The 16,240-nt window shown below is 44.6% G+C and carries 16 protein-coding genes; 10 read left to right on the top strand and 6 right to left on the bottom strand.

Features of this window, described 5'->3' with window-relative positions; translation table 11 throughout:
• Nucleotides 1-419: 419 nt before the first annotated feature.
• The 3 genes from NST40_RS22215 to NST40_RS22205 all read right to left on the bottom strand — a co-directional run bounded on the left by NST40_RS22215 (nucleotide 420) and on the right by NST40_RS22205 (nucleotide 2,066).
• Nucleotides 420-755: a LytTR family DNA-binding domain-containing protein gene (locus NST40_RS22215; RefSeq protein ID WP_036676016.1), complete on the bottom strand. Its 336-nt coding sequence runs from the start codon at nucleotides 753-755 to the stop codon at nucleotides 420-422.
• 21 nt (nucleotides 756-776) lie between these two features.
• Entirely contained in the window at nucleotides 777-896 is a 120-nt protein-coding gene (locus tag NST40_RS22210; RefSeq protein ID WP_139329854.1) for a cyclic lactone autoinducer peptide, read from the bottom strand.
• A 504-nt stretch (nucleotides 897-1,400) separates the two neighbouring features.
• Nucleotides 1,401-2,066, bottom strand: coding sequence for a hypothetical protein (locus NST40_RS22205; protein ID WP_179087045.1), 666 nt, complete (start codon nucleotides 2,064-2,066; stop codon nucleotides 1,401-1,403).
• Nucleotides 2,067-2,203: 137 nt separating this feature from the next.
• Between NST40_RS22205 and NST40_RS22200 the strand changes: the two genes are divergently transcribed.
• Complete coding sequence (locus NST40_RS22200) at nucleotides 2,204-2,722, top strand: DinB family protein (protein ID WP_076277663.1); 519 nt, start codon at nucleotides 2,204-2,206, stop codon at nucleotides 2,720-2,722.
• A 64-nt stretch (nucleotides 2,723-2,786) separates the two neighbouring features.
• Here the strand turns inward: NST40_RS22200 and NST40_RS22195 are convergent, their stop codons facing one another.
• The gene (locus NST40_RS22195; RefSeq protein WP_036676019.1) at nucleotides 2,787-3,356 is read right to left on the bottom strand and encodes a thymidine kinase; all 570 of its coding nucleotides are present in this window, start codon (nucleotides 3,354-3,356) and stop codon (nucleotides 2,787-2,789) included.
• 135 nt (nucleotides 3,357-3,491) lie between these two features.
• Here NST40_RS22195 and NST40_RS22190 point away from each other — a divergent pair, with 135 nt between their 5' ends.
• From NST40_RS22190 to NST40_RS22180, 3 genes are read left to right on the top strand one after another with little or no spacing between them, the layout of a single operon-like run.
• A complete protein-coding gene (locus tag NST40_RS22190; RefSeq protein ID WP_036676022.1) occupies nucleotides 3,492-3,722 on the top strand; it encodes a hypothetical protein in 231 nt (76 codons plus the stop codon).
• Between the two features lie 17 nt (nucleotides 3,723-3,739).
• The gene (locus tag NST40_RS22185) at nucleotides 3,740-5,473 is read left to right on the top strand and encodes an ABC transporter ATP-binding protein (protein ID WP_076184143.1); all 1,734 of its coding nucleotides are present in this window, start codon (nucleotides 3,740-3,742) and stop codon (nucleotides 5,471-5,473) included.
• Nucleotides 5,454-7,313: an ABC transporter ATP-binding protein gene (locus NST40_RS22180; protein WP_341003323.1), complete on the top strand. Its 1,860-nt coding sequence runs from the start codon at nucleotides 5,454-5,456 to the stop codon at nucleotides 7,311-7,313. Before NST40_RS22185 ends, NST40_RS22180 begins: the two co-directional genes overlap by 20 nt.
• 242 nt (nucleotides 7,314-7,555) lie before the next feature.
• Here the strand turns inward: NST40_RS22180 and NST40_RS22175 are convergent, their stop codons facing one another.
• On the bottom strand, nucleotides 7,556-7,861 hold the full coding sequence (locus tag NST40_RS22175) for a DUF2627 domain-containing protein (RefSeq protein WP_076219294.1): 306 nt from the start codon (nucleotides 7,859-7,861) through the stop codon (nucleotides 7,556-7,558).
• Between the two features lie 167 nt (nucleotides 7,862-8,028).
• On the opposite strand from NST40_RS22175, the gene lpdA reads away from it, so the two are divergent.
• The 5 genes from lpdA to lipB all read left to right on the top strand — a co-directional run bounded on the left by lpdA (nucleotide 8,029) and on the right by lipB (nucleotide 13,904).
• Entirely contained in the window at nucleotides 8,029-9,450 is a 1,422-nt protein-coding gene (gene lpdA / locus NST40_RS22170; protein ID WP_076219293.1) for a dihydrolipoyl dehydrogenase, read from the top strand.
• Nucleotides 9,451-9,591: 141 nt separating this feature from the next.
• The gene (locus tag NST40_RS22165; protein ID WP_076184133.1) at nucleotides 9,592-10,623 is read left to right on the top strand and encodes a thiamine pyrophosphate-dependent dehydrogenase E1 component subunit alpha; all 1,032 of its coding nucleotides are present in this window, start codon (nucleotides 9,592-9,594) and stop codon (nucleotides 10,621-10,623) included.
• Nucleotides 10,624-10,626: 3 nt separating this feature from the next.
• Complete coding sequence (locus tag NST40_RS22160; protein WP_036676034.1) at nucleotides 10,627-11,613, top strand: alpha-ketoacid dehydrogenase subunit beta; 987 nt, start codon at nucleotides 10,627-10,629, stop codon at nucleotides 11,611-11,613.
• A gap of 145 nt (nucleotides 11,614-11,758) precedes the next feature.
• Nucleotides 11,759-13,129, top strand: a complete 1,371-nt coding sequence (locus NST40_RS22155) for a dihydrolipoamide acetyltransferase family protein (protein WP_076184130.1) — start codon at nucleotides 11,759-11,761, stop codon at nucleotides 13,127-13,129.
• Between the two features lie 55 nt (nucleotides 13,130-13,184).
• The gene (lipB, locus tag NST40_RS22150; protein WP_076219292.1) at nucleotides 13,185-13,904 is read left to right on the top strand and encodes a lipoyl(octanoyl) transferase LipB; all 720 of its coding nucleotides are present in this window, start codon (nucleotides 13,185-13,187) and stop codon (nucleotides 13,902-13,904) included.
• 70 nt (nucleotides 13,905-13,974) lie between these two features.
• Here the strand turns inward: lipB and prli42 are convergent, their stop codons facing one another.
• Nucleotides 13,975-14,076, bottom strand: coding sequence for a stressosome-associated protein Prli42 (gene prli42 / locus NST40_RS22145; RefSeq protein ID WP_094872112.1), 102 nt, complete (start codon nucleotides 14,074-14,076; stop codon nucleotides 13,975-13,977).
• A 94-nt stretch (nucleotides 14,077-14,170) separates the two neighbouring features.
• Between prli42 and NST40_RS22140 the strand changes: the two genes are divergently transcribed.
• Nucleotides 14,171-15,298 (top strand): tripeptidase T, encoded by a 1,128-nt coding sequence (locus NST40_RS22140; RefSeq protein ID WP_076129490.1) that lies wholly within the window; start codon nucleotides 14,171-14,173, stop codon nucleotides 15,296-15,298.
• The last annotated feature ends 942 nt before the right edge of the window (nucleotides 15,299-16,240 follow it).

Genomic DNA, 16,240 nt, shown 5'->3' with positions numbered 1-16,240 from the left:
TGTGAATTTAATGGGGAAGGGGATGTTATATATTTTCAGAATCTATGAGATTTCTACTTCTCATGATCTCTTTAATAATTTCAATGAAATCCGGTAACGCATGGGCATCAATCGCTAGCTCATAGATTCTTAGTAAATCCTCGTCAGATATAGATTCCAGAGATGAGGGCCGTGGAGAGGGATGAAAATAGTAATTCATTATGATCCTCCATCATTAATTGTTTTTATTATAGGTTTATCTATATGGTATCATTTGGAATAGAATCCGTCTCCTGTCATTCATCCTACGAATTTATCTTTACATTTGAGGATTATTATGGCATAATGTGCGAATTTGAGGAAAATGCTAAAAAGTTTCAATTTTTAATAAAATAATCCCGGCATGCGTGAACATGCCGGGATTATTAAAAAACTCAATTTTATTCTGACGGTTTTTTCTTTTGTGAAGCAAGATACTTCTTAAGGCGAGGTTCATTGGATTCCGAAACAGTAGTGAACTGCGTACCTTGATTAAAGCATACAATCTTCCGCCCGGGATCATAGCCTTCTATGTTGTTGATATTGACGACATTGCTGCGGTCAAGGCGTTCGAATCCCTTACCCTCATACGCTACGGAAAGATCGGAAAGCGTGGTGGGGAGAATAAATTCGCCTTCTTTCGTATGGACGAATATTGTATTTTTATAATTCGAGAAATACAATATATCTTCCTCTAGAATATCACTAGAGGAACCGTCTTTCTGTAAGACACGCATCTTTTCCCCATCCTTGTTTAATTACTTGCGCAGTTCTTTTGGAATTTCAGGGCTGTAAGCTGCTGGTTTTAGAATTTTTGTAAAAACTTGAGCAGAAGTACCCAGTAGGTTAGAAGCATAACGAGCTAAGGTTTTTTTCATCTGATTGACCTCCTTTGTAATGGGATTATAACTGTAAAGGATTGAACTAAAAATGCCAATCCAATGACAGACGAATGGATCCAAAAATTCAAAGAAACCAGAATTATGGAAATGATCTTTAAACCCAAATACCATTCTTTGGGGATTTGAGCATTAGCATCAGGATTCGGAGCACATAAGATCATTACAAGTAAAGAAAAAAGATTAATCCAAATCAAATAGTTATGTATTAGATAGGTAATATGAGGGATAAGTGAACAGATAAAGATAGATACAATATTGCAGGCTCTTGCGGATTTTAAATGCACACCACCAGATGACATTCTTAGGAGTATGAAGCTGAATAAGGCTAAGAATGTTTCCTTTAGCTGTCCAGTGAGCCCGCCAATGCATAACGAAGTCATAATAATTAATAAAGTATTCATAATAATGCTAAGGGCATAATGCATGATTTCAATAGAATGCGTTTGCTCTGGATTACTTTTCTTAATGAACTCAACAATTTTAAGAGATAAATGATTCATAATTATTTCTGTCCTTTTTGTATGAGAAATATAGATATCCCCATAATAGTATTCCATAGAGAAATGGGATTATGAAAAAGAAACGAGATTCAAAAAAGTAGTTGAGTGAAGTAACGACAATTATTGTAGGAAGATTAAGAGCGAATAATATTTTTTCATTAGTCGTTGGTTTAATTTTTACATCGGGTTTATCAGGTACAAAGTCATATCCAATACGTTTATGACCTACATACTTACCAATGAGAATCGCGGTTAATGCTGATAAAACCTGCATTGTAATCATGTTTTTGGTAATCGGATTCAAGATATTTAGAGGCATGATGATTACAGAGTTTAATAGATACATAAGACTGGTCTGAATCACCAAGTATGCTTGATAGGTCATCCCGGTTAATATAGAAGCGTAGAAGGGATGAATCCGGAATAACATCCACATAAAACAAAACATTAGTGCATATTGTGAGAAAATATCTAATGGAAACATCCCATAGTTGATCCTAATTGTATAAGAACAAAAGCCCATAATAAAACTAGCAAACACCATCTCTTTATGATATAAATCAATTTTGAAGATTTTGAAAGCCAGAAAAAACATTGCATAAGTCTCTAGTATTGAAAATATCATAAAAAGAATAAAATCTAGCATGCCGACACTCCCGATGACTTCTAGTTTAACTAACCCTATTATTGCAAGTATCGTATAAAATGAGCTAAAATACAACAACTACAGTATAATTTTCCTCCTATTTTTTCAAAAAAATTCAAAATGAGAGGGGTTTAGACATGGATCGACGTCCAGAAAGCAGTGAGTATCTCAAAGAATTATCAAAATATGTCTATTTAGTGCCAGCTGAAGGAGACATCATTACTATTTTTAGAGAGCAGACGGATGAGATTTGCACTTTTATTTCGAATCTTACGGAAGAACAAGGGGACTATCGTTACGCTCCGGAGAAATGGAGTATCAAGGAAATGGTCGGACATCTGGCTGATACCGGAAGAATCATGTCCTACCGTTTATTGTGCATCGCCAGAGGGGATACGACTCCACTGCCGGGTTTTGAAGAGAAAGACTATGTACTTACCGCCAATTTCGAAGCGCACACTTTAAAAGCATTGCTGGCCCACTACAAGCTTGTTCGAGAATCGACATTACTCCTAATGGAAACTCTGCCGGAGGAAGCATGGATCAGGAAGGGAATAGTTAACGAGGCTACTCTTTCTGCGAGAGCTCAGGCATGCATTATGATTGGACATGACCATCATCATTTGAATATTCTTAAAGAAAGATATTTAGGGTAATATCTTCTTAATCAAAAAAGCATTCCAATAGCCTTTATGGCTTTGGGATGCTTTTTATACACGGCTATAGCGGTGGATTCTTGTGACATTTACGGCATACCGGATAGTAAGCTTCATTGCCACCAATCTGGATTTGCTTGCCGCTATATACGGGCTTGCCGTTTTCTACTCGTAGAGCCATAGTAGCTTTGCGCTCGCAGAACCAGCAGATCGTCTTCATTTCCTCAATTTTATCAGCGTAGATCAGCATATATTTGCTGCCTTCAAATAACTGATTCTGAAAATCATTTTTAAGTCCGAAGGCCATTACCGGAATGCCCAGCTCATCAACGATACGCACTAGCTGGAGAATACATTCCTTGCTTAGAAATTGACATTCATCAATAAGTACACAGTGTGGTTTAGGTTGGTTACTGCTGACGATATTATAAATATCTGTGTTCTCATCGATGGGGATTGCTTGTTTCCGAAGCCCAATACGAGAAGAAATAAAACCAACCTCGTCCCGGTCGTCTATGGATGGAGTGAAAATGAGCACCGATTTCCCCTGCTCTTCATAATTATGTGCAACCTTGAGTATCTCAATAGATTTACCACTGTTCATTGCTCCGTATTTGAAAAACAATTGTGCCACTTCCATCTATCCTTTCGTAAAAACAATGATCATATCTTAAAAATGCGACCATATTAGAGTATCATATTCGGATCGGATGTATCCAGTGAAAACATTGCGATTGATTGGATGTGGTATGATAAGAGGTAATAAGAGATGGGAAAGGAAGTAATAAGTGTGACTGAAAGATTAGACGAATATAAGGAACGGTTAGCTCTTTTGCAGCAGAATGGAGATTTATCCAGTGACACTGAAAGCTTGCTGGAAGAAATGATGGCGGATTTGGTGGAATTGAATCGGAGTAATAAAGCACTGCGTCGAGCAATACTGAAAACTGGACAGGCTTCCACGATGTCAACTCGGTTAAGGGATGCACTGTACGAATAGAAAAAGAGGGTATGCGAATGGCTTTGATTTTCTCTTTTCTCAAAAAATATAAGGTAGCTGCAATAGCTGCCCTTGTAATGATGCTCATTGAATTGACGGTAGAATTATCACAGCCTTTGATCATTTCCAAAATCATTGACTTGGGGATCCGAGAAAAAGATACCTCTGTAGTATGGCTGTGGGGCAGTGTATTGATCGGCAGCGCGGTAGTTGCGTTTACAGCCGGGGTACTCAGTTCTTTTTTTGCTGCCCATGCAAGTCAGAGCTTTGCGTTCGATCTTAGGGACAAATTGTACGAAAAGGTACAGTCTTTTACGTATGAAGTATTTAATCGTTTTGCTACTTCGTCACTGATTACCCGTCTGACTGGCGATGTATCACAGCTGCAGGATACTATTTTTATGAGCTTGCGCTTTATGACACGGGTGCCACTTGTTGTGGTAGGCAGTGTGATTATGGCGTTAGTTGTTCATGTGAAGCTGGGATTACTGCTGACGGTGGCGTTACCTTTGTTGATTTTTTTCCTCTACTGGATTATGAGAAAAGCTTCCTTGTTATTTCGTACGGTCCAGCAGCGTTTAGACGGAGTTAATGGCGTGATTCAGGAGAACCTTACGGGTATTCGCTTGATCCGCGTATTTGTGCGTATGGGGTATGAGATTGAACGTTTCACTGTATTTAGCGGGAATTTGATGAGATCAACAGTGTCTGCCTTGCGTTTGACTGAGACGACGATGCCTTTTGTTATGCTTATTGTGAATGCGGCGATTTTGGCGATTTTATGGTTTGGACGGATAGCCATTTCCAGCGGGGATGCTACTTTGGGTCAGACTGTTGCTGTTATTAATTACTCCTTGCGAACAATTGGAGCGTTATCAGCTATCTCTGGTCTTGTTGTAACGTTTTCCCGCGCTCGTGCCTCCTCTCAACGTGTTTCAGAAGTTATGGAAGCGGGAGCTGGAGTTCGTGAAGGCGGGACTTTGCAAGGTGAGCCGATTCAGGGCCACGTTAAATTTGAAGGCGTTTGCTTTAAGTATCCTAATAGTGATATCTCTGTCCTGGAGGACATTCATTTTGAAGTAGCTGCTGGTGAGCGAGTAGCGATTATGGGGGCGACCGGATCAGGAAAATCCTCACTCGTGAGTTTGATTCCGCGCTTGTATGAAGAGACAGACGGCACCATTTGGATTGACGGTGAAAAAAGTGCCGATATCGATATTTCCAGACTGCGGAAATCGATAGGTTATGTGCCTCAGGAATTGCAGCTTTTCAGCGGATCAATTCGCGATAATATTGCATGGGGCAATGAACACGCCACACTGGAACAAATCCAACAAGCAGCGGGAGCTGCACAAATTCACGAGACGGTAAAAGGGTTGCCAGATGGTTATGACACGATGCTTGGTCAACGAGGGGTTAATCTCTCCGGCGGACAAAAGCAGCGGTTAACGATTGCCCGTGCACTTGTTAGAAAACCGGCTATGTTGATCCTTGATGACAGCACCAGTGCTCTTGATGCGGTTACGGAAGGGCTTTTGCTGGAGGCGTTAAAGGATATCTCCTGTACAACCTTTTTGATTACTCAGAAAATCAGTTCAACGGCATCAGCCGATTTGATCCTGTTGCTGGATGAGGGACGATTAATTGGCAAAGGCTCGCATAAGGAGCTTATGGCAAGCTCCGAGCTGTACCGCAAGATTTATGAATCACAGGTAGAGGAGGCGAAGCAGCATGTTCAAAGCATTAATTGAACCTTTTCGTCATCCTAAACCGAATTTTGAACTTGGCGTGGGACGAAGTCTAGGGACAGCATCTGGCGGCAAACCCAAAGCAAAGGCGAAGGATTGGTCAGGGACGCTGATCCGGATCTGGAGTTATCTAGCTGAGCGTAAAGCCACGCTTATTCTTGTACTGATCATGGTTGTCTTCAGCTCAGCGCTTGCGCTGCTGGGGCCATACATGATTGGCAGAGCGGTGGATAATTATCTGGAAGGTACCGGCGGGCGATCATGGGTTGTTTTTCTGACAAGCCTTGCTTGTGTGTACATTTTTTATTCTCTGACTTCTTGGCTGCAAAACATATGGATGATCGAAATTGCTCAAGAAACTGTATTACGGATGCGTACGGAGCTATTCTCCCATTTACACCGTCTGCCTATTTCCTTTTTTAATCGGAGACAGCAGGGGGAAATTATGAGCCGTCTTACCAATGATATCGAGAACGTCAGCTCTACGTTGAATAGCTCGGCTATTCAGATATTTTCAAGTGTCTTAACCTTGCTAGGAACCGTAGGGGTTATGCTGTGGCTTAGTCCCTTGTTGACGCTGCTCACATTCCTCGTAGTGCCTTTGATGTTGTTAGGCATGCGCTGGATTACACGCCGTACAGGCCCACTATTTAAAGAACGTCAGCGCAATGTAGGGGAGCTTAACGGTTATATTGAGGAGACCTTATCCGGACAACGGATTATCAAGGCTTTTTCACAAGAGGAACGCGTCATCTCTGGTTTTCATGAACGCAACAAGCGAATTATGCTGTCAGGCTACTGGGCGCAGTCCATTTCTGGTTTCATCCCCAAGCTTATGAATGGTCTTAATAATCTCAGCTTCGCCATAGTTGCAGGAATTGGTGGTCTGCTTGCGATCCGTGGGTCGATTACAGTGGGTGTGATCATCGTATTCGTGGAATATACCCGCCAGTTTACTCGTCCGCTTAATGATTTAGCGAATCAGTGGAATACCTTGCTCTCAGCGGTGGCAGGGGCCGAGCGGGTGTTTGAAGTGCTGGACGAAGAGACCGAGGCTAAAGATGAAGGTGCAGCCAAATCACTTGAAACTGTACAGGGTGCGGTGAAGTTTGAAAATGTAGCTTTTTCTTATGATGGAGGTTCTAACACGCTGCAGGATATCAGCTTTGAAGCGAAGCCTGGCGAGATGATCGCTTTAGTTGGACCTACCGGTGCAGGCAAAACAACGCTAATTGGGCTGTTATCCCGTTTCTATGATCCTAATCAGGGGAAAATCACGCTGGATGGCTTAGATATCACTTCGATTCGGCGGGAAAGCTTGAGAAGTCATATGGCCTTTGTATTGCAGGATTCCTTTTTGTTCAAAGGGAGTATCCGCGATAACATCCGATACGGGAGGCTGGATGCGTCCGATGAAGAGGTTGAAGAGGCGGCTAAGCTGGCCAATGCCCATTCTTTTATCATGCGAATGCCCGAAGGTTATGAACGGATGCTCTCGGCGGATGGCAGCGGTATAAGCCAAGGGCAGAAGCAACTGCTCTCCATTGCGAGAGCGATTCTTGCTAACCCCTCTATGCTTGTGCTTGATGAAGCAACCAGCAGTATTGATACAGTGACCGAGATCAAGATTCAGGAAGGGCTGCAGGCGCTGATGAAAGGGCGAACGAGCTTCGTCATTGCTCATAGACTTGGCACGATACGTGCAGCTGATCGAATTCTTGTGCTTCAGGGCGGCAGATTATTGCAGCAAGGCTCTCATGAAGAGCTGCTGAAGCAAGGCGGACTGTACAGCGAGTTGGTACAGGGGCGGCGGAAAGAGGCGCTTGATAAGGCGGGTATTTAAGAAAAAGGCGAGAATTTTCAGGTAGCGCAGATTGCGTCCATGAAGTTCTCGCCTTTATGTTATTTATGATAGATAACGAGCACCAGATCGGGTGAGCTGGGAGGGTTTGAATGTGGGGAAATCTATTGTACAAATTACAATCAGCAGGGTAATAAGGCTTGATTGTGTGCGATTCGAGATTCAGATGATCAGGTGAATAAATGATGAGATGAAAAAGCTGATCCTAAGTTTAGCATAGCCTCTTAAGAGATCGGTTCCTGCGTTCCGGCTTGTTTCGCCTTTTGCTTCTCCTTGAACCTTGGACCTACGTAATTCTTCTTACGGTCCCTAGCCAGAATCCAGCCACCAAGGAAAGTCATGCCAGCTGCGAAGAGCAGCAATCCACCACCGAAATGCAGCCAAGCAAAGTGGGGCACAACAGAATCATCACCATGCATGGATATGTAATCAAAAATATCATCCTTCATCATGAGGAAGCCCTTCATTGCTATTAAGCCCGGAAACACAAGAATAAGGATGGCAATGAAGCGTGAAATTAACAGTTTCATAAGTGTCTCCTACCCCTCTTAGCCCTTTAGATTCACCCATATGATAACGCTTTAGCAAGAAAAAGTCCATTTGCATATGACGTTTATAAGTTTTGTAATAGAGCAAAAAGAGAGTACAATATACTAAGTAAAATGAACTTACGTGTAATGACTGGAGGATACATATCATGACAATTTCATGTGACGTGGCCATACTTGGCGGAGGTACTGGAGGGTATGTGGCGGCTATTCGCGCTGCACAGCTTGGAAAGTCCGTTGTCGTCATCGAAATGGACAAACTGGGAGGAACCTGTCTGCATCGGGGCTGCATTCCTAGTAAATCGCTGCTCCGTAGTGCAGAGGTATATGCTGAAATCAATGAGAGTGAGAGCTATGGCATTGAGACAAGCGGTGTACAGCTGGTATTCCCAAAGGTACAGAAACGCAAAGAAGCTGTAGTTGAGCAACTTCATCAAGGCGTACAATATTTGATGCGCAAAAATAAAATACAAGTTGTCAAAGGTAAAGGGCGCGTAACGGGTCCTTCTATTTTTTCTCCGCGCAGCGGTGCTGTAGCTGTGGAACTGGAAGATGGGGAAATGGAAACAGTAGTTTCCAGCCATCTTATTATCGCTACGGGCTCACGCCCCCGAGTATTGCCTGGTCTCGAACCAGACGGGAAAGTGATTCTTAGCAGTGATGAAGCGCTCATGCTCGAAGAGCTGCCATCCTCTATCATCATTGTGGGCGGTGGTGTAATTGGGGTCGAATGGGCTTCAATGCTGGCTGATTTTGGAGTGCAGGTGACTGTGGTTGAAGCGGCAGGTCAGTTACTGCCTCAAGAGGATGAAGAGATAGCTAAGGAACTGCAACGGTTGTTGAAAAAGCGTGGGGTTAAGGTACTGACTGAAACTACAGTGGATGCTGCAACCTGCCAGGTAACGGAGGATGGAATTTCGATCGAAGCCCGTAAGGGAGAGCAAAGTCAAAGCCTAACGGCAGAAAAATTGCTTGTATCCGTAGGCAGAGTCGCCAACATCGAGAATATTGGTCTGGAAAACACAGACATTCGCTTTGACAAAGGGATTATTGCTGTAAACGCTAGTATGCAGACGGCAGAGCCGCATATTTATGCCATTGGCGACTGCATCGGTGGGCTTCAATTGGCTCATGCAGCCAGTCATGAAGGGATAATGGCGGTTAACCATCTATCTGGTGAGAAGCTACATCCTTATCATACACATTTAGTACCACGTTGTGTCTATACTCGGCCTGAGGTAGCAAGTGTGGGCTACACCGAGAAGGAAGCTAAAGAGCTTGGACATGATGTAGTGATTGGCAAGTTCCCATTCTCGGCCATTGGTAAGGCAATTGTATATGGCCAGAAGGATGGATTTGTGAAAGTTGTAGCGGATCGTAGCAGTGGAGATATTCTTGGTGTGCAGATGATTGGTCCTCATGTGACGGATCTAATTGGAGAAGCGGCCTTGGCACAGCTTCTGGATGCAACACCTTGGGAGATTGGTGAAGCTATACATGCTCACCCTACCCTTTCGGAGATTATCGGAGAAGCAATGTTAGCTGTGGATGGAAGATCTATTGGATTTTAGTTTTTCTTAGCTTTTCTTTTTGGGTAGAAAGGGATTATAATATACTCAAGTCAAGTCTTAGTACCAGGTTTTAAGATCAGGGCACAATTGGTCTTAATTCCTGTAAGACTTCAGGCTTTATGAATAAGGAGGTATCTCTTTATGGAACCCCAAGGTACTGTAGAAACGATTAACAGACATAAGCAGCTTGGACTTAGTGACGGCCAGGTCATCGATATGTACAGATATATGTCGCTCGCTCGTAAATACGATGAGCGCAGTCTGCTGCTTCAGCGCGCTGGCAAGATCAACTTTCATGTCTCCGGTATAGGCCAGGAGGCGGGTCAGGTGGCGGCGGCGTTCGCGCTGGACCGGCAAAATGATTATTTTTTACCTTATTACCGCGATTATGCTTTCGTGCTCTCAGTGGGTATGACTACACGCGAACTTATGTTGTCCGTATTCGCTAAGGCAGAAGATCCAAACAGTGGTGGGCGGCAAATGCCGGGTCACTTTGGCAGCAAACGTCTGCGTATTGTGACAGGGTCAAGCCCTGTAACCACGCAGGTCCCTCATGCGGTTGGCTTTGCTCTGGCGGCCAAAATGCAGAAGAAGAAATTCGTCTCCTTTGTAACCTTCGGTGAAGGTTCCAGCAATCAGGGGGATTTTCATGAAGCTTGTAACTTTGCCGGAGTGAATAAGCTGCCGGTTATTATCATGTGCCAGAACAATCAGTACGCAATCTCTGTTCCTGTTCATAAACAGTTAGGCGGCAAGGTTAGCGACCGTGCACTGGGTTATGGATTTCCTGGTGTGCGTGTAGACGGAAACGATCCGCTTGAGGTTTATCGTGTCGTTAAGGAAGCGCGGGAAAGAGCCCTCGCGGGTGAAGGTCCTACGCTGATTGAAGCGATGATGTACCGTTTATCTCCACACTCCACCTCAGATAATGATCTGGCTTACCGGACCAAAGAAGAGGTTGATGAGAACTGGAAGAAGGACGGCGTAGCAGGATTCCGTAATTACTTGATCGGTCTGGGATTGTGGAGTGACGAGCAAGAACAAGATCTTGCTGCTGAATGCAATCTTGAGCTTAAAGCGGCTATCGAGTATGCCGATAATGCTCCGTTCCCGAAACCGGAAGACACACTGCTGCATGTATACAGTGATTCCGACCTCAAAGGAGGGGCATAAACCATGGCTATAATGGAATATATCGATGCCATCAGGCTCGCGATGAAGGAAGAAATGGAGCGCGATGATTCCGTGTTCGTGCTTGGTGAGGACGTTGGTCTCAAAGGCGGCGTATTTACCACAACTAAAGGTCTACAGGAACAGTTTGGCGAAGAGCGGGTTATGGATACACCCCTCGCTGAATCAGCGATTGCTGGTGTAGCCATCGGAGCAGCTATGTACGGAATGAAACCAATAGCTGAAATGCAATACTCCGACTTTATGCTTCCGGCGACGAATCAAATTATCAGTGAAGCGGCTAAAATCCGCTATCGTTCAAATAACGATTGGAGTTGCCCGGTTGTCATTCGTGCTCCTATTGGCGGCGGGGTGTTCGGCGGTTTGTATCATTCACAGTGTCCAGAATCGATTTTCTTTGGTACACCTGGATTGAAGATTGTAGCGCCTTACTCCGCTTATGATGCTAAAGGATTGCTGAAGGCAGCCGTACGTGATCCTGATCCGGTTCTTTTCTTTGAGAACAAAAAGTGTTACAAGCTGATCAAGGAAGAAGTGCCGGAAGGGGATTACACCGTTCCAATTGGCGAAGCTAATCTGCTGCGTGAGGGAACGGATATTACGGTGATTGGCTACAGTCTCCCGCTGCATTTTGCTATGCAGGCTGCGGAAGAATTGGAACGCGAGGAAGGAATTACAGCACATATTCTTGATCTGCGTACCTTGCAACCGCTGGATCGTGATGCGATCATAGCTGCTGCCCGTCAGACCGGTAAGGTATTGATTGTGCATGAAGATAATAAAACAGGCGGAATTGGCGGCGAAGTGGCGGCCATTATCGCTGAGCATTGTCTGTTCGAGCTGGATGCACCAATCTTCCGTCTTTGTGGTCCCGATGTTCCGGCGATGCCAATCAGCCCGCCAATGGAGAAGTTTTTCATGCTAAGTAAAGAAAAAGTGAAGGCGGAAATGCTCCGGCTGGCACAATATTAATTTGTTGAGTAGATGCGAAGCTTCCTAAAACTCAGGTGATGCTGACGAAGCTTCGTAAAACTTTAAGAATATGCTTACGAAGCAAGTTTTACTATGTAGTCTTTCTAAGAGTCAATGCTTCGTAAAACTTTTAAGGAGTGAAAAGATGTCTGACAACCAAAAGTTGACTGACGTGATCATGCCGCAGCTGGCGGAATCGCTAGTATCGGCGACGATCGGAAAATGGCTGAAGAAACCGGGCGATCCGGTAGAGCAATACGAACCAATATGTGAGCTTATTACAGATAAAGTAAATGCTGAATTACCTTCAACGATAGATGGAGTTATGGGTGAACTATTGGCGGAAGAAGGCCAGGTTGTCAATGTCGGCGAAGTCATTTGTCGTATAGCCGTGCCTGTGACTGCATCTGCTGCTGCAAACGTGACTAACACTAACACAGTTGCAGCTAATTCCTCTAATAATGCTGCAGGACAAAGTGCGACTTCAACTGCTGGCGATATGATGCGTGCACGCTATTCTCCTGCGGTACAGACTTTGGCTGCTGAACATAACATCGATCTGACTTTAGTTGCTGGTACTGGTATGGGTGGTCGGATTACCCGTAAGGATGTGCTGACTTTCCTCGAAAGCGGCGGAGCTAGATCTGCAGCTTCGATTTCTGCTAGCCAGCCTGCCCCAATGGCGTCACAACCGCCTGCTCCACAGTTCGTTCAAGCCCAAGAGAAGAAGGCAGAAGAGCCACTTCGCCATTCGGGTCTACATTTGAGCGAATCTCCTCGTATTCCAACAATTGAAGTTGAGGGTGGCAGAGGCAGCAGTTCTGAATACCTGATTGATGTAACGCCAATCCGAAATACAATTGCTACAAGAATGCGTCAAAGTGTCTCTGAGATTCCGCATGCTTGGACAATGATTGAGGTAGACGTGACTAATCTGGTCGCACTGCGCAATAAACATAAGGATGAGTTCAAGCGTAAAGAAGGTATCAATCTAACCTATCTGGCTTTCATGATGAAGGCTGTTGTGAGTGCGATTAAGGATTACCCGATTATGAACTCTGTCTGGGCTGTAGACAAAATTATTGTCAAACGTGATATCAATATCTCGTTAGCGGTAGGTACAGAAGATTCGGTTATCACTCCTGTGATTAAGAAGGCTGATCAGAAAAATGTCGCTGGGTTGGCTCGTGAGATTGATGAATTGGCACAAAAAACACGCGAAGGCAAACTGAGCCTGGAAGATTTGCAGGGAGGGACTTTCACTGTAAATAATACAGGCTCGTTTGGCTCCATTCTTTCTTATCCAATCATTAACTATCCACAGGCAGCGATTTTAACATTTGAATCGATTGTAAAAAGACCTGTGGTCATTAACGATATGATAGGTGTGCGATCAATGGCTAATATTTGTCTGTCGCTCGATCATCGGATTCTGGACGGAGTCATTTGTGGTCGTTTCTTGCAACGCGTCAAGGATAACATTGAAGGATATACCCCGGATACGAAACTTTACTAAAATAATAACGAGCCAAACTGTGCAGGCATGAGACTGAAAAAGGGGACCTGACGGTATGAATAATTCGGATATTCGTAAGCTGCAGATTTCATATGACCCTATTATGGAGTATGGGACGGCCTGGGAGCTGCAAAAAGAAAGTGTGCATGCCATTGATTCTGGCGAGCAGCCGGAGAGACTTATTCTTTTGCAGCATCCGCCTACCTATACTATTGGTTCACAAAATCATCCTGAACATCTTCTCTTGGATCATGAGCAGCTCGAAGAAAAAGGAATCGCGCTGTTTGAAATCGATCGCGGAGGAGATATTACATATCACGGACCCGGTCAGCTTGTAGGTTATCCGATCCTTAAGCTCGGAGAAGATGGCAAAGTGGATTTGCATGGGTACTTGCGCAGTCTGGAGGCTGTTATTATTGATTATTTGGCATCCTACGGTATTGCCGGAGATCGTAAACCGGAGTACACCGGAGTATGGGTTGGCGATGAGAAGATCTGTGCTATTGGTGTGAAGTTTAATAAGAGTAAATTTAGAAGAGGTTTTATTACCAGTCATGGTTTTGCTTTTAACATTTCTGAGGGGATTGCGGCGCGCGGGTTTCAAGGGATTATTCCATGCGGGATCACCGATTTTGGGATAACTTCTCTAGAGGAATGTGCAGGTCGTCGATTTGAGCTTCAAGAGGTGGCTAGAGAGCTGGTTCCATATTTCTTAAAACATTTTCCATATGAAGAGCTGATGGATACTTTCTGTGATATGGCAAAGGTTGATTAGGAACAAACGTGCAGGCCAAATAGCGGCAAGGAGTTCCTAGCCGCTATTATTAATGCTTCCTGAGCAATGTTTAACCTGCAAGGAACGGCTCGATAACCATAAAGAGCGTAGAGGCAATCATGGCAAACAACATGACGTAGATGAAGATCTTGAACCATTTATTACGTTGCATGGGTAACTCCTTTAGATTTAGTTTAAGTTATTAACATGAAGATGGTAATGCCGTACAACCATTGTACCGTATTCACGAAAGAGAGGGAAGTCCAGTGATTTCACAAGACCGATTGATTCAGGAGTTTATGGAACTTGTCCAAGTTGATAGCGAAACAAGAAATGAACGGCAGATTGCCGATGTCCTTAAGAGTAAGTTTAACGAACTGGGTTTAGAAGTGCTCGAAGACGATTCCCAGGAAAGAACCGGACATGGAGCAGGTAATCTATTCATTACCTGGCCAGCTGAGAATGGAGGAGCTGCTCCAAAGCTTCTGTTCACATGCCATATGGATACGGTTGTTCCCGGACAAAATATCAAGCCTACACTTGGTTCAGATGGATGGATTACAAGTGATGGCACTACGATTCTTGGAGCTGATGACAAAGCAGGGCTTGCGGCATTGTTCGAAGCCATTCGCGTGATCCAAGAGCAAAAGCTTCCGCATGGTCAGATTCAATTCGTGATTACAGCGGGTGAAGAATCTGGATTGCTGGGCGCACGTTCGATGGATCCAAGCAACTTGGATGCAGACTTCGGCTTTGCGCTTGATTCCAATGGTGAAGTTGGAGCGATTGCGGTGGCAGCACCGACACAGGCTAAAATCACGATGCAAATCTTTGGGAAATCGGCTCATGCTGGCGTGAACCCAGAGGACGGCATCAGCGCAATTCAAGTCGCTAGCAAAGCGATTGCAGCCATGAAGCTGGGTCGTATTGATAACGAAACCACAGCGAATATTGGAAAGTTCGCTGGCGGCGGCCCAACGAATGTAGTGTGCGATCACGTCCAGCTGGATGCAGAAGCACGCAGTATTGTGCAGGAGAAGGTTGGCGATCAAATCGCTTCGATGCGCGAAGCACTCGAGACAACTGTGCGGGAATACGGCGCAGAATGCGAATTCCGCAGTGAAATCATCTACCCTGCTTTTAGCTTTAATGAACATGATCCGGTAGTGCAGCTTGCACAGCGGGCCATTACTTCTATGGGGCTTACTCCACGTCTGTTCCACTCTGGCGGAGGTAGTGACGCTAACGTGTTCAACGGTCTAGATGTTCCGACTGTTAACCTTGCAGTGGGTTATGAACATATCCATACTACCAAGGAACGGATTAAAGCCGAAGATATCGTTAAAGTGGCTGAACTCGTTGTGAATATTGTAAAAGAGAGCGTAAAGGGCTAACCACCTTATAAAACAGCAGAGCAGCGATTCTACCGTAACGGAGGATTGCTGCTCTGTATTTTTTTTATGGGGAGTTTAGTGCAGCTATATTTAGGGTAATCCCAAAAAAAGTCATGCGACCTCTAATGCCGCTTTTGGCGAGTCTCGAAGTAGAAATTTCCGGAATGCCCGGATGCCACCCCTCTCTTGAGGCTAAAGGAACCAGATGACGCTATAAGCCAAATTATCGCCATTTGAGCAGAGTATCGGACACCAGCGCAGCTATTTCTTAAGAAGAGTAGCATATAGTGTGTTTTTCGTGCCGATAGCGTCCCTGGGGTCCGATAGCATAGCAAAAGTGGGGAAAAGGTGTGTTTAAGTGCAGCTGAGTCCGATAGCGCGAGTCACACACAGCAAAGAGTCACATTCGATAACACAGAGACACATTACACAGCGCAGAGTCAGCAACGAGTCACATTCGATAGTACTGAGACACATCACACAGCACAGAGACACAACCGACAGCGCCAAGTCCGTCCCCTCTCTTGAGGTGAAAGGACCCATATGACGCTAAAAGCAAATTAATCGCCATTTGAGCAGAGTAACGGACACCAGCGCAGCTATTCCATAATAAGAGTAGCATATAGTGTGTTTTTCGTGCCGATAGCATCACTGGGGTCCGATAGCATCGTAAAAGTGGGGAAAAGGTGTGTTTAAGGGCAACTGAGTCCGATAGCGCGAGTCACTTCCGATGTCAGAGAGCGATAATGCTAAGTCCGTCCCCTCTCTTGAGGCGAAAGGACCCATATGACGCTAAAAGCAAATTAATCGCCATTTGAGCAGAGTAACGGACACCAGCGCAGCTATTCCATAAGAAGAGTAGTATATAGTGTGTTTTTCGTGCTGATAGCGTCACTGGGGTCCGATAGCATAGCAAAAGTGGGGAAAAGGTGTGTTTAAGGT

The sequence above is a fragment of the Paenibacillus sp. FSL R10-2778 genome, from assembly GCF_038593035.1.
Taxonomy (GTDB): Bacteria; Bacillota; Bacilli; order Paenibacillales; family Paenibacillaceae; genus Paenibacillus_AQ; species Paenibacillus_AQ odorifer.
This window is presented reverse-complemented; position numbering and strand designations above follow the sequence as displayed.